Consider the following 14,388-nt stretch of genomic DNA (forward strand, 5'->3'; position numbering starts at 1 on the left):
GAAGTTGCAGCGATGTTAGCGGCTCTCCACTCACGAAGCACTAACCAGCATCAGCTTATGGCTCGCTCACAGCGAGTCAGTTACTTTGGGTGTATGATACTCGATCGCGTTCAGATTTTATCTGGTGAAACCAAACCGGAGGGGAAGAATACCGTGGGTTTCAGTCTTTTCCTATCAGGATCGCAACGTCAGAGTGCTATTTCTCACTCTAACGTTGTTTTTTCGTGCAAATCATCACGACCCAATGATTACTTAAAATCTGCGTATGGCACCAATGGCTGTGGTGGCATATCCAGAGAGCCTTGCCATCCAGCCAGAGAGTAACGCAAGTAGATAAGCGCATGGCTTGGGGTATAGTCCTTCGCCTGCTGGATATCAACCCCAGCTCCCAATGTCCAATGCGAACTCAACCGGCGCTCGATCAAGGCGCGCAAGGTATAACCCACCCCATTACTGCTATCACCATCATCGGGTTCATACCGGTCTGGAATAGTCTGGATACTGTGGTTGAGCAGATTTTGCAGTGGATAACGTGCCCGTGAGCTAGTTGCAGAATGTGAAACAGACACCGACCCACCCAACTCCCACGACCAGTTAGCCGTCCGCTGCCGATAATTTACCGGAATAGCCAGTGACAGATATTTTTGCGGGCTGTAATACCCGCCCTGGCCTAGCGTATAACCGCTGAGGTCTTTTTGATAATGCCACCACATCCCGTTCAAACCGACGGTAACACGGCGGTTATCTTCGTTGATTAGCTTGTAATAATAACCCGTCATAAAGCGCAGCCGCTGGTTATCCGCCAGATTCTGCCCGGTCAGATAGTGATAACTTAAATCGCTCCACACTCCGTGAGCCTCACCTCGGTCATAACTGGCTCCCAGGCTCACACCGTTGGCACGCACGCCCCCCCAGGTCACATTGGTATTCGGATCTTTGGCTCCAGCAAAGGCCAGCATCGAGCTGGATATTGGCCGACGTGACGCCGTGGCGGTCCAGCCAATATGATTCCAACTATTGCTGTATGCCAGCCCACCGACCACATCAACGACATCAAAACCCATCGGTGTAGTACCAAGATCAGTTTCCCAACTGTCATTTTGCCAGCCCACGGCAACACTGGTACCCGTTGCCTGTTGATGTAGATTAGTCTGACATGGCTTTTCTGTCTGGTAACAGGTACCGGCTTTATATCGGGCATTCTTGTCAAAGGTCCCGGCATCCATCTGCACCGTATCTGTTCGTAAGAAAGCCCGACCATCAGCCAGCGAGGTATCTACCTGCAACATGGTGTTGTGCGCCCGGAGATCAGAGATCCCTTCCGTGCCGCTTGACCGCAGGTAGTCGTGATCAATCGTGATACGGGTCTCCTGCTGGCGGTAAAGGTCAGCGGCATCAGAACGAATGCCCCGCTTAAGCCAGTCATCGGTGGCCTGATTGCGGGTCAGCAAGGTATAACTGTCGTTATCCGCCGCCAGTGTCGGTGTGATACCACTGGCTACCATGGCATGTTTGAAATCATCTTGTGCCGCAGCGGGTTGCCCCTGCGCTTGTGCTAATCGACCTGAATCACGGAATATCAATGCATTATCCTGTGAGGGTCCCCCTTTAGCTGCCGCCGGTTTCAAGTGCTGGAAGATCTCTGCCGCTTTTTGTGGCTCGCCCACGCCGTACCAGGCATTGGCTATCCGCCGCTGGGCGCTTGAGTTAGTCCCGTCACCGGAAAGTGGCTCATGTTGTAAATATTGGCGAGCGTCACTGAGACGGCCTTCGGCAATATAAGCCTCAATCTCACCCAGAATAGCATCGGGGTTTTGTGGCTCGCGCGCCCGAACTCGCTGATACCCCACCAGCGCTGTGTGATAGTCACCACGCTCCAACGCCCAATCAGCAAGCGTCAAGTCAATGGCAGTGTTGGCTGGCTGTTGACGTAATAGGGTTATCGCCCCCACTTCATCACCACTAGCCCGCAGTTGGCGAGCTAATGTCAGTAGCTGAGCAAATTTCAAGCGCTGGTCTAAAGCGCGGATATTATCGTTCCAGTGCAGGGTTAGCAGTGTTGCCAAATGCGCCAATGCCTGACTATCACGCCCGGTGCTGGAGAGATACAGCGCATAGGCATATACCTGCTCGGGATCTTTCGGCTTACGGCTCGCTAATTGGTGGAACTGTGCGTCAGCTTCCACCAAATGCCCCTCTTGCGCTAACGCTTGTGCCAGCCGGTAGGTTATCCAGACATCGTCCGGGGCCATCTTCAGCGCCTGGCGATATTTTTCCGCTACTTGATGCCATTGTTGCTGCGCCGCCAGATTTTCGGCTTGTTGTTTCAGCATATCGACTTGCAGGCTGTCTAATGTGTCATGCATTTTGGCTTGTTGACTGCGTGGTAAACTGCTCAGATAACTCAGTGCTTTTTGCGGCGATTCGCGCTGGTAGATATGGGTTAGCCCTCGTACCGCACTGCCGTTTGATGGGTCCAGACGGAGTGCCTGCTGATAATACTGCTCGGCCGTTTTATCATCATGACGGGCCACGGCAACATCAGCCAAACCAATCAATGCATAGCTGTCGCTGCCATCAATATGGCGCGCTTGCTGGTATTTCTGTTGTGCCACCCCGGTATTACCGGCTTTCAGCGCTTTATCCCCCTCGTCATTTAGCAGCCAGTAGCGATTGGTTTTTATCAGGCTGATCCACTTGTCGCTTTTCAGACCATCTTTATCTGATTTTTGCGCCAGTTCAAACAAGCGCAGAGCTTGGGCACGGTCACCACTACGGGCATATGCCAGACCCAGCGCGCCGAGTATCTCGGGGTCATTAGGTGCGGCAGCCAGTGCCTGTTTTAGTGCGGGGATAGCCGCCGCCCCGCCACCGCTGTCTACTTTTGCCAATCCACTTAAACGCGCTTGATAAGTCGGTGAAGCCAGCATGGCCTGCTGGCTGGCCAATGCTTGACGGGCGATATTAGCCTGAGGACCAGACGAGAAGATGTCGAGGAAATGGGTCAGCGCCGCCACGCTTTGTGGACTGACAGTCATGGTTTTGACAGTCTCCATCCACAAGTCTGCGGCATCTGAAGCTCCCACTGGGTCCGCGGCCACTTTCTCCAATGTGGCATAGCCTTGCGTGGCATTTTGCTGATTGAAATACAGGCGCGCCAAGGCCATTCGCAGCGCGACATTACCGGGGTATTGTTGGTCAAGCGCGGCTAATTTCTGGGTGGCGAGAGCTTCCTGCCCCGGTACACGTGCGACCAACCGCCAGTATTCCACAGCAAGATCCAGTGTTGGTGGTTTGCCTTGCAACAGTTGATCATATTGAACTTTGGCCTCAGTCACCCGCCCGGCGGTCGCTAACAGACGCGCTTGTTGTAATTGTTGGCGTACCTCCGGCTTAGTCAGCGCCAACAGCAGTTTAGCCCGCTGATAAGCCTCTGAGTCGGGTGCCAATTGTTGCAGCTTATCCAACTGTTTTTGTGCTTCAGCCAAATTACCCTGTCTCAGAGCTTGGCGCATTCCTGCCGCCACCACTTCCGGGTTATTCGAGTCCATCATATTCAAGCGATACAGTGATTGCTTAACCAACTCGTCTCTATTGGTTGCTTCCCCTAGCCGTACCTGCTCCAGTAAAAACTGGGTCGGTGAGATAGGCTCAGCGCCCTGCGCCGGAGTGGTAAAGGCTTGGGACAACAGCGCTAAGCTTAAGAGCCAGTATATTTTAATGTTGCGCATTGACTGTTCCATGAGGGCTGAAGCTCACCCTGACGATTGAAACTATAACGATGCTGCGCCCATCCCTGACCAAACAGTGTTAGCACCGCACTGTAATAGGCATCTGCGGGCGGTGGCGAATCTTGCACACGTTGTTGTTGCACGCTCAAGGTTTGCTGATTATAGGGTTCAGGGCTACTGGCTAAAAATGGCAGTAATGCCGCCGAGAACCCTTCCGATCCCTTACCACTGGTTTTACCGTTGCTGGTATCCGTATTTTCTGGTGGTACCCCACGTTGTTGGGTTACCCCCGCCATCGGCTGGAAGCGCTGGATTAATACAGCCTTTTCTGGGCTGTTATTGGACAACATACCAACCCACAAATAGCTGCGTATCGCATCGTAGCTACCGACATCGGGCCGTGTCTCATCAGGTTGCCAGCCTTTGCCCTCTTGCCAAACCACCCAATCAGGGGAGAAACCATAGGGTGCCGTTTCAAGCAATAAGCGCTGATTGACTTTAACCATCGCTTTCCACGGCCCCGCCAAAGAGGCAAAGCGGGCCAACAGTTGTGGCGGCAGATAACTCGGGTTGAGCCGCCAACGGTCATCATCATTAAAACCAATTTTCCCCGGCAATAGCATTTCGCCAAGGCCCGGAATATTCACCACTTCCTCTTGAGCAATACGTTGCAGCAACAAAGTACCCATCGTCTGGTAACGGCGGCTATCCCATAACCGCCCCGCTTCCAGCAAGCTGTATGCAATCCATAAATCCGCGTCAGAGGCCGAATTGGGGTCCAGAACATCCCAATTATTATCCTTGCGTTGTCCCCATAGCCATACCGGCAGACGTGCGGTTAAATCCCCGGCGGCCAGGTTGTTTTCCGTCCAGGACAATAATTGGTCAAAGGTTTCCCGATCATTGGCAACCAGAGCAAAAAACAACCCATAACTCTGTCCTTCCGACGTGGTGACTTTCCTCGGGCTGCTGGGATCAATAATGCGCCCGCCATCGCTGACATAGTCATGTTTGAACTGCTGCCATGCTGGCCAATCACATGTTGCTGCGCTACCAAAACTGACGAGCAGCAGGGCACAGATCTGTCGCTTAAACATCACGACCTTCAACGTCAATCTCGCTCATCAGGTGATAACCGGCGGCGACTGATCAGACGTAATACACGCCAGACCATCATTGCAGCCATAACCACGACCAATACGGCCACCCCTGCCAACAGTACCGGATGGGTAGATAAGGTATGCCAGATACGTTCCCACCACGGTAAATGACCGACATCATAGGTCTCACCAACCCGCAGGCTGTTGACGCCCGACTCGCGAATAACCGCGACTGAGCCAAATATCGCTTCGCGTTTGCCAGTATCGAGCATGGCATTGTTCAGCAAGGTATAACCACGCGAGCTGTCGGCCAATAACGCCACAATACTGCGCTGAGGGAAGTGAGGTGACTGTAGACCGATAATCGCCGACATCGCCCCTTCAGAGCTTATCGTCGCCTGGCTGTCTGCTACCCAATCTGATTGCGGTACCATCATGGTTGGTAAGCCGGTTTGCCGATTTGGCATTTTTACCCAACTCAGGGTCTGTTCCACCAGTACGTTAATCTTTCGATCATTGCGCAGTTCTGGCGGAATGGTGCCAATAATCAACACATCCGCATCTTTCTCCGCCGCCTGTGACCAATCATCGGTAATGTTAATACCGACCGCGGGGTAACCCACCTGCGCCCCGATATTTCCCACCGCATTGAGTAGGGTGGTTATCTGTGCTGGCGCCGGGTTTGGTGGTACCAGAACTAGCGTTTCGGAGAGATCAGCCATACGGCTGAAGGGGAATCCAGCATTGGCAAATGCCCGTAGATCAGGCATTTCCATAAAGTGACGGTAACCGGAGAAATCAATAGTAGAGTTACCGTCAATTACCGCGTGATTCGGCGCGGTAGAATAGGTTTCACATCGCCCCTCGGCACCGCTTGCCAGCAAGGTGCTGTAATCAAAATCAAAACGTAATTGGTTAGTCGCGCCCAGTTTCAAGGACGGAATGCTTAGCCTTTTGGCAGCATCCTGTAAGCCTTGTAGCAATGGCAGACGCAGGATCTTACTGTCTTCGGGCATATTCGGTGACAGTGGGTAATCCTGCACAAACTGATTATTCAAGCTAATACTTAAGCGGGAACCATCCATCAAACGTGTTGAGGTGTAACGATATATCAAGCGCATATCGATACCAGCACTGCGAGTCAAGAACAAATCCGGTGGCAGATTCATCGCTAATGAAATCGGCGGCGGCAGTAATCCCGATGTTTGCAGTTGCTCAGGATATTGCTGCAACTCAGCAAATGTCATCGGGCGGTCGGTACGCACCCAATTTGGTGCATCATAAGGCAGGCGAGGTGCTAATGGCTCAACCTTATCCACCGTTACATTCTGACCACGAAACAGAATATTGCCTTGCGCGATCCCCTGTGCCGCAGTAATCAGGTCATTATCATCGCGCCCCAGAATCAGCAATAACTTCACATACGGGTTATTCGGATGACTGATGATTTCCACCGTTGGAGCTTTCACCAGCGGGTAATCTTTTAGGAAATCAGGGCGTTGAGCATTAGTCGCGAATACTACGCCATGCTGAGTAGGCAGTTGGTTATACAATACCGGGAAGTTCTGCCCATGCCATTGCGCCTTATCACCAAACCATGAGGCCAGAATAGCGGCGGCCCGCTGCTGCGACACATCAGGTGCAGCAGCAAATATCACGGGTAGAATCAGCGGGCGATTATCTCTGGCATCAAAAAATGGCTCAGGAAAGTGGGATAAATCATTTTTAACCAGCAGCGATTGATAGCGCAAATCCAGTGAGCTGGACTTACTGACATCCAACCACAGGGTATTGCTCGCTGGGTTCTCACAGATATTTTGATAATGGCCGACAAAAACTAACCGCAAGCGGTTGAAATCAGTGATGTAACGCGGATCGATCGGTAATTGAAGGTGGGTGGGTTTACCAAGCTGATCTTTGGTGATCGCCATGACGCCCATCAGTTCATCATTCAGCAAAATTTTCACCTGCGACTCCACCGGGATCAGCGAAGGTGATGGCGTAAACTCAAGATTCAAGGTCGCATGAGTCACCACCTCATCACTGCGCACGCCGAACTCAAGCTGGCCTTCAGGGTTAGTGCCACGCAAGGAGAAGGTCCCCGGCGGCGGCGCGATTTTGGCAAACGAATATTCTACGTCGCGCATCGGTACATCACCCGATATTGCGGGTATCTGCGCCACGTCAGTGGCCATGACCGCCGATTGAGCTGACGGTACCGTTGGAGTTTCAGCATGGGTGAATGACGTCAATCCCAAAGCCAATGCGGTAAACCATGTTATTTTTCTCATCACCATACCATCATCAATGTTGAGCCACTGTCTGGCCTTGGCTACTCGGAGCCTGATTCTTACCGACGCCATGGGGTACAAATGACGCTATCCAGGCAATCAGGGAAGTAAATCCTACCAATACATTTCGCATTACCGGTGGCGCATAGCTGGCCATACGGACATATCCTCTAAAGCCCAGCGCCAACACATCGCGCAGACTTTCAATCGGCTTATCTTCAGGAAAACCATCCTGCCACAGCGCCCAGGTATCGGCACGGGCAAAGGTACACTGTATAAAATCAATATGTTGTGCCACGCTCAGTTGATGCATTCGCATCCCGGCTTTAGTGCCGAAGGCTCGGGTCACCTCACAGGGGAAGGTGTACTCCTGCGCCCCACGTTTGAGCAGTAAATGAACCGCCTCACCCTCTTGCAGTAATCCGGCTTCGCGCATTTCAATCCCCACGCCACCATCGGAATAGTCGCGCAATGTACAGGAGAACAAGTGACCATCAGCACGGGCTACTGCGGCTGGCATGGCTATCTCGACCCGGTGTGACTGGCGCACTTGTTTAGCTTCAACTGCCACCGCGACGGCACCGCCTAAAATCGTCATGTTATAAATCACCCACACCAAGCTGATAACCACCGTCATAATTTCATTCGACGGGCCATGACCCAAACGCCACAAACCCGCAATCAGGCCGGCAACGTTGAGAAGAACCAGCGCGATATACGGGCGGGTAATCACCCAATCCACATGCTGCTCTTCAACCAACCCCCCTTTCGACGTCACATTAAACGTTCCTTTGTGTGGGCTGAGAAGTGCCATGGTGGTCGGACGGGCGATATACCATGCCAACACCGTTTCATAGATTTCACTCCAGAAGGAATGGCGGTATTTCCCTTGCAGGCGGGAGTTGGTCAGACTGGCATGGATCATATGCGGCAACACATAGAGTGCAATCGCCAGTGCCGGAGCAAAAATGATGTAAGCATGCAGCAACAAGAAAGCCAGCGGAGCGGTTAGAAAGATTAAGCGTGGAATACCGGATAAAAAGTGCAGCATGGCATTGGCATAACATAAGCGCTGGACTAACTTCAGCCCCTTACCCAGTAGTGGATTATCCAGCCGGAAGATCTGAACCATGCCCCGCGCCCAGCGGATACGCTGCCCGATATGCGCCGATAAACTCTCTGTTGCCAAGCCTGCGGCCTGCGGAATGCGGATATAGGCGGAGGAGTATCCTTTACGGTGCATACGCAACGAGGTATGGGCATCTTCAGTCACTGTTTCTACCGCAATACCGCCAATAGCATCTAACGCACTGCGGCGCAGCACAGCGCAAGAGCCACAGAAGAAGGTGGCATCCCACATATCGTTACCGTCTTGCACCAAGCCATAAAACAGTGTGCCTTCATTCGGCGTCTGACGAAAACGCCCCAGGTTTCGCTCAAAGGGGTCGGGAGAGAAAAAGTGATGCGGCGTCTGGAGTATGCCCAACTTGGTATCTTTAAAGAACCAACCCAACGTCAGTTGCAGGAAAGAACGGGTCGGCACGTGGTCGCAGTCAAAAATGGCGACAAACTCACCGTTAGCCTGTTTCAGTGCATGGTTAATGTTACCGGCTTTAGCATGCTCGTGGGTGGGTCGGGCAATGTAGTGCACCCCGACCTCAGCAGCGAATGCTTTAAACGCGGGTCGGTTACCATCATCCAAAATATAGATATTGATTTTGTCTTTTGGCCAATCAATACCAAGAGCGGCATAAATAGTTGGTTTAACCACGCCAAGATCTTCGTTATAGGTCGGCACCATCAAATCAATGGTCGGCCAACTATTGATATCATCCGGCATTGCCACCGGCTGGCGATTAAGCGGCCAAATGGTCTGGAAGTAACCCAGCACCAGCACCACCCAGGCGTATGTTTCAGCGAACAGCAACAATAAGCCGCATACCAGACTGACGGGGTCATCCCAGTTCAGAGTTTCGGTATAGCGCCACCACAGATAGCGGCAGGAGACGGTTAAAGACAGCACGATAAGCATTAAGGTTGGTAAGCGACCCGGCACCCGTCGCACCACCATCGCCAACGCCCAAAGCAACAGCACAAAAACGAACTGCGCCATCATGCCAAACGGCTGAGAAATACACAGCAACGCTAATATGCCGGTAAAAATACCCAAAATAATAAACAGGACCCGGCGGGTGCGCTTTGATGACGGGGTTAATCGGGTGATAAGCGATTGTTCCAGTCGCTGGAGTTCAAAACGTTCGGGCATATTCCCCAGCCAACGGATATAACCTTGTCTGGTATGTTTTACCCACTTTTTGCCGACTGCGGCAGGCTGGTGCCTCTTTTCATTGCGCGATTCAGGATAGGTCAGTAGCAGCCACAGCCCTTGCAAGAGATACCGTAGGCCATCGCCAAGCCGTGGGCGAATAGGTGAAATCTGTGGGAACCAGTAAGTGCGGTTTTGTATTACACGTTGCCAACTGGGCGACTCCAGACGCAGAAAAATCCAGCACAACGGCAGCGCCAACGTGGTCAAAAAGGCGGTGAGCACGGTGCAACCTTGCTGCATATACAGATGATAACGACGGCGCATCCCCTGATAAACCGGGGTCAGAAATAACATCCGCATCAAGTAGTTCATAGCCTGTTGTTCGCCACAGTAATCAAACACCAATTTGCCAGTGTGGTGACCTCTTCAGCAGCCAAACTTTGCTCACTGTATTCACCCAATGGTTGTTTGGCCGCCAACGCTTCAGCCATTGCTTCATCGCGATGAATAAATGTAGGCAATAAGTTATCTAGGCTTTGTAGCCAAAGCTGATGTAAATCCTGTTGTAGATGGCTACTGGCAGAAAATTGGTTCAGCAGGAAATGGCAGTCGACAGGCAAATTTTGCTGATGTAGACGAATATGACAACTGGCATCGGCATGGATCAATACCAGCACCAGATCAGCCAGCGCTAAAATTTGGCGCGTGAATATACTATCACCCGCAGGGATATCCAATAGAATCCAGCAATCGGGCGCGCTGGCTTGCAACGCAGACAGGTTTTCTCGCCATTGACCGGGGTGCTGTTGTAAGGACGAGTTCAGTTGCTCAGTTTCAATGAGAGTTAGTTGGCCAAATGGCAGAAAATCCAACCCTTCGGTATAGCGCATCGCCCCTTGCTGCCAACCTTGGCCCTCAATTTCAGCTTTGGCCCAACCACGGGTTTGATCAAACGGCATATTGAAATGCAACCGCAATAAATTATCCGGTGAAAAATCGATCACCAGAACTGATTCCTTCAGTTGTTGCAATGCCCAAGCAAGCGCGGCGGTTACCGATGTGGTACCAGTCCCCCCTCTTATCCCTTGTAACGCCAGTACCGGCATAAACTATTCACTCCCTGTGGATTGTGCCAGTTCAGCCAACAATGGCCAGCGAGCCATCATCTGAGTTAATCGTTCCTGACGGACGATATCGATATAACTTAACGTTGGTAATGAGAAAGCCTGAGTTAATGCTAGTAGATCATCCTGAGATTCGAGCGATGTTTTGGCGTGAAATCGATTTATTATGGTTTTCATTTATCCGCCTTTAGAAAATAGGCTATGGTAATTAATTATAACAATAATTCGAGTATACTTTCTCCCAATAAGATGAGTCTTAGATTATTATCACGGGAAAGACATTGGTTAATAATTATTGCAATGTTACAATTGTTCACTGAATTTATCCAGTAATTGGCCCAATCGCATTTTAACCAAGCAGATAAAGAATCTATGCCACGATCTTTCACATTAGGTATTCGAAAAATCTGGGATGAATTAGCAGTGATGCAGGCGCCTGGGTTTTATTGGGTCAATATTGAACGTCAAATTGATGCTAATTTATTCTGTCAGCAACTTATTCGTAACCAATCTGAAAATACTCGGGCCGCCTTGATTTGTTGCGGGCTAAAACCTGAGAAATTACTGGCAAATATTGTGGGTTATGGCCCCTATAAATTGCCACTTTTTACCTTACCGGCACAAAGAAAAGCATTACTACATTTAACTCAAGATTTAATGCGTTCATTACGGCCGCAACAGCGACTGTTCATTCTGTTAGCACCGGCCAGTTTATGGCAAACATTCACTGGCGAAGAGATGCAGCAGTGGCTACAGCATATTCAGCAATGGCTGGAGGCGCAAAACTGTACGTTAATCGTAATTTGCCACAGTTCTGGTATTAATAAAATTAAGAATCAATTAGTTAGCCAGCACCGTTATTTACAAGGATTGGCTAGCCTGCAATGGCAGCAAGATAATGCCCAGTATGTTGCCTCTTGGTGGAGCACTGAAAAAGGGGTTACCGCCAATCAGTTAGTCCGATTGGAAGCAGATGAACAAGGCTGGAGCATGGCGGATGAAGTTCAACAGGCACTGCCGCTTTCACGTAATGATGAGCATCTGTATTTGGCGGAGCGCACTATTTTGGAAGGCGCTCCGCCACTCTCTACCAACTGGCAACTACTTGATAATAATGTAGTATTGGCGCAGCGGGCAATAAGTGCTCATGCCGCCACATTGATTTTTGCCCTTAATCAAAGTGAGCAAATTGACGATTTAGCACATCAGATCCATAACATACGCCGCCAACGGGGTGATGCTATCAAAATTGTGGTGCGTGAAATGAACGCCAGCCTGCGTTACAGCGATGAACGTTTATTGCTGGCCTGCGGCGCGAATCTGATCGTGCCTCACATCGCACCGCTGTCACGCTTTCTTACCATGTTAGAAGGTATTCAGGGCCAACATTCCTCTCGGCATGTTCCTCAAGATATCAATGCGTTATTGGAGGCGTTACGCCCACTTCAGCTTAAAGGTTATTTACCTCCCGCTGAGTTCTGCCACTCTGTTTTGCAACTGATGAACAACACGCTGCTGCCAGAAAACGGCAAAGGTGTCATGGTTGCTCTGCGGACAGTCCCTGGGTTACAGGCCAGACAAGCACTAACACTGTGCCATCTACGCCGCTATGGTGATGTGGTAACGGTAGCTGATAACCACGTGGTATTATTCCTTTCTACCTGCCGTATCAATGATTTAGATACCGCTCTGAAGTATATATTCCGTTTGCCGGTGGCTGAAATTTTCAGTAATCAACGGGTGTGGTATCAGGATCAGGCAATTATCGCTGAGATTCATCGGATGAATACCCCCGATGCATGGCAAATGACCGGTGACAAAAAATCCTATACGCAACAAATGGATACAGCTGAGCAAGCCGAAGTTAGCCGACGAGTCCCCGTGCCTCTGGCACTGAATGTCGGGCCGAACAAGGAGCAAACCCAATGAATCTCAACGATATCTGGCAAATCCTGCTGTGCGCTGCGGTTATCTTTTTCCCTCTGGGTTATGTAGCACACCGTTGGTTTCCACGCTGGTGGGAGAAAAGACAACATCTGTTCTTATCTGCGCGATATTTAAAATCAGAAGGGGTTTGGTTGCGTAATGGCTCCTCTTCACTGACGAAGAAACAACCATGAATGCAAAGAATAAACTGCAAGAATCACCGAGCCCGTGGCGCTATTGGCGTGGTCTTGGCGCATGGAACTACTATTTCCTGCTAAAGTTTGCCTTGCTGTGGTTTGGTTACCTGAACTTCCATCCGCTGGCCAACTTGGTGTTTATTGCTTTCCTGCTATTTCCGATCCCGGCCTATAGGGTCCACCGCTGGCGTCACTGGATTGCGATACCAATAGGTATTGGTTTGCTATATCACGACACCTGGCTACCGGGGCTCAACAGTATCCTGAGCCAAGGCTCGCAGATTACGGGCTTTAGCTTCAGTTATCTAATTGAATTAATTAGCCGTTTTATTAACTGGGCCATGATAGGGACCGCCTTTGTTATTCTGGTGGGCTACCTGTTTATTTCACAGTGGATTCGAGTGACGGTTTTTGTTGTTGCAGCCATGATTTGGCTGAATGTTGCCAGCATCGCCGCACCGGCATTTTCTCTGGCACCTGCCGCTGAAACGTCGGTAGCATCATCTCCAGTAACACTGGGGGCTGAGCCGCCAACGCCTAATAGTCATCAGGTGGCGGCCAATGGCCCACCAACCGATGCCAATCTGACGGCTTATCTGAATGCATTTTATGAGCAGGAGAAAACCCGCCATACGGCATTCCCTACATCGCTGCCAACAGATGCGCAACCTTTTGATTTGTTAGTTATTAATATCTGCTCGCTGTCTTGGTCAGACATTGAAGCTATCCAACTGGATAAGCACCCGCTGTGGAATAAGTTTGATATTCTGTTCAAGAACTTCAACTCTGCCACCGCCTACAGTGGCCCAGCCTCTATTCGACTACTGCGCGCCAGTTGTGGCCAGTCATCGCACAAAGACCTCTATCTGCCACAAGAGCAGCAGTGTTATCTGTTTGATAATCTTGCGAAACTTGGCTTCACATCTCAGTTGATGATGGACCACTCAGGTGTATTTGGTAATTATCTGCAAAACATTCAAGATGACGGCAATATGCGCGCGCCGCTGATGTCACAAAAAGGCATCAGTAATCAATTGGCGTCCTTCGATGGTGAGCCAATTTACAATGATCTGGAACTGCTCAACCGCTGGCTGGAACAGCAGCAGAAAGGGGGGGATAGCCGCAGCGCAACCTTCCTGAATATCATACCGTTACATGATGGTAACCGTTTCGTTGGTACCAATAAAACGGCTGATTACCACGCTCGCGCCCAAACGCTATTTGACCAATTGAATACGTTTTTGGCGGCGTTGGAAAAATCAGGCCGCAAAGTTATGGTGGTGGTGGTACCAGAGCATGGAGCCGCGCTGGTTGGCGATAAAATGCAGATGTCCGGCCTGAGGGATATCCCCAGCCCAAGTATCACGCATATCCCTGTTGGGATTACGTTAATGGGAATCAAAGCGCCACAGCCCGCCAGCCCGGTGATTATCAATACGCCAAGCAGCTATCTGGCGCTTTCTGAATTAGTATCACGTATGGTCGATGGCAAAGTATTTACTGCGCCGACTATCAATTGGCAGACCCTGACACAAGGATTGCCGCAAACAGCGGTAATATCGGAAAACGATAATGCCATTGTGATTCAATATCAGGGAAAACCTTATATTCGATTAAATGGCGGTGACTGGGTGCCTTACCCACAATAAAAACCGAATAGTATTGTCTTCGGCTATTTGATAAAGGGTGCATTCATTGCACCCTTTATTATTCACATATCAACAAAATGATGTTTACATCGATAGTGACT

The 14,388-nt window shown here is 50.5% G+C and carries 9 protein-coding genes and 1 pseudogene; 4 read left to right on the forward strand and 6 right to left on the reverse strand.

The window, feature by feature from the left end:
* The first annotated feature begins 49 nt into the window (after window positions 1-49).
* A pseudogene (locus A6J66_016195) lies at window positions 50-256 on the forward strand (hypothetical protein).
* Here the strand turns inward: A6J66_016195 and A6J66_016200 are convergent.
* Genes A6J66_016200 through A6J66_016225 form a run of 6 tightly spaced genes read right to left on the reverse strand, consistent with a single transcriptional unit; the run spans window position 249 to window position 10,692 of the window.
* Window positions 249-3,731 carry a cellulose biosynthesis protein BcsC gene (locus A6J66_016200; GenBank protein ID PNM25582.1) on the reverse strand — a complete coding sequence of 1,161 codons (3,483 nt, stop codon included), beginning with the start codon at window positions 3,729-3,731 and terminating at the stop codon, window positions 249-251. The pseudogene A6J66_016195 and the gene A6J66_016200 sit on opposite strands and share 8 nt — an antisense overlap.
* Window positions 3,701-4,828: a cellulase gene (locus A6J66_016205; GenBank protein ID PNM25583.1), complete on the reverse strand. Its 1,128-nt coding sequence runs from the start codon at window positions 4,826-4,828 to the stop codon at window positions 3,701-3,703. Before A6J66_016205 ends, A6J66_016200 begins: the two co-directional genes overlap by 31 nt.
* 14 nt (window positions 4,829-4,842) lie before the next feature.
* Entirely contained in the window at window positions 4,843-7,128 is a 2,286-nt protein-coding gene (locus A6J66_016210; protein ID PNM25584.1) for a cellulose biosynthesis cyclic di-GMP-binding regulatory protein BcsB, read from the reverse strand.
* 7 nt (window positions 7,129-7,135) lie between these two features.
* Window positions 7,136-9,763: a UDP-forming cellulose synthase catalytic subunit gene (gene bcsA / locus A6J66_016215; protein PNM25585.1), complete on the reverse strand. Its 2,628-nt coding sequence runs from the start codon at window positions 9,761-9,763 to the stop codon at window positions 7,136-7,138.
* Window positions 9,760-10,497, reverse strand: a complete 738-nt coding sequence (yhjQ, locus tag A6J66_016220) for a cellulose synthase operon protein YhjQ (GenBank protein ID PNM25586.1) — start codon at window positions 10,495-10,497, stop codon at window positions 9,760-9,762. Before yhjQ ends, bcsA begins: the two co-directional genes overlap by 4 nt.
* Before the next feature lie 3 nt (window positions 10,498-10,500).
* Window positions 10,501-10,692 (reverse strand): hypothetical protein, encoded by a 192-nt coding sequence (locus tag A6J66_016225; GenBank protein PNM25587.1) that lies wholly within the window; start codon window positions 10,690-10,692, stop codon window positions 10,501-10,503.
* Window positions 10,693-10,887: 195 nt separating this feature from the next.
* On the opposite strand from A6J66_016225, the gene bcsE reads away from it, so the two are divergent.
* Genes bcsE through bcsG form a run of 3 tightly spaced genes read left to right on the forward strand, consistent with a single transcriptional unit; the run spans window position 10,888 to window position 14,287 of the window.
* Entirely contained in the window at window positions 10,888-12,444 is a 1,557-nt protein-coding gene (bcsE, locus tag A6J66_016230) for a cellulose biosynthesis protein BcsE (GenBank protein ID PNM25588.1), read from the forward strand.
* Window positions 12,441-12,635 carry a cellulose biosynthesis protein BcsF gene (bcsF, locus tag A6J66_016235; GenBank protein PNM25589.1) on the forward strand — a complete coding sequence of 65 codons (195 nt, stop codon included), beginning with the start codon at window positions 12,441-12,443 and terminating at the stop codon, window positions 12,633-12,635. The genes bcsE and bcsF overlap by 4 nt, the downstream gene beginning before the upstream one ends.
* Window positions 12,632-14,287 (forward strand): cellulose biosynthesis protein BcsG, encoded by a 1,656-nt coding sequence (bcsG, locus tag A6J66_016240; GenBank protein ID PNM25590.1) that lies wholly within the window; start codon window positions 12,632-12,634, stop codon window positions 14,285-14,287. The genes bcsF and bcsG overlap by 4 nt, the downstream gene beginning before the upstream one ends.
* The last annotated feature ends 101 nt before the right edge of the window (window positions 14,288-14,388 follow it).

The sequence above is a fragment of the Yersinia enterocolitica genome (assembly GCA_002082245.2).
GTDB lineage: Bacteria > Pseudomonadota > Gammaproteobacteria > Enterobacterales > Enterobacteriaceae > Yersinia > Yersinia enterocolitica_E.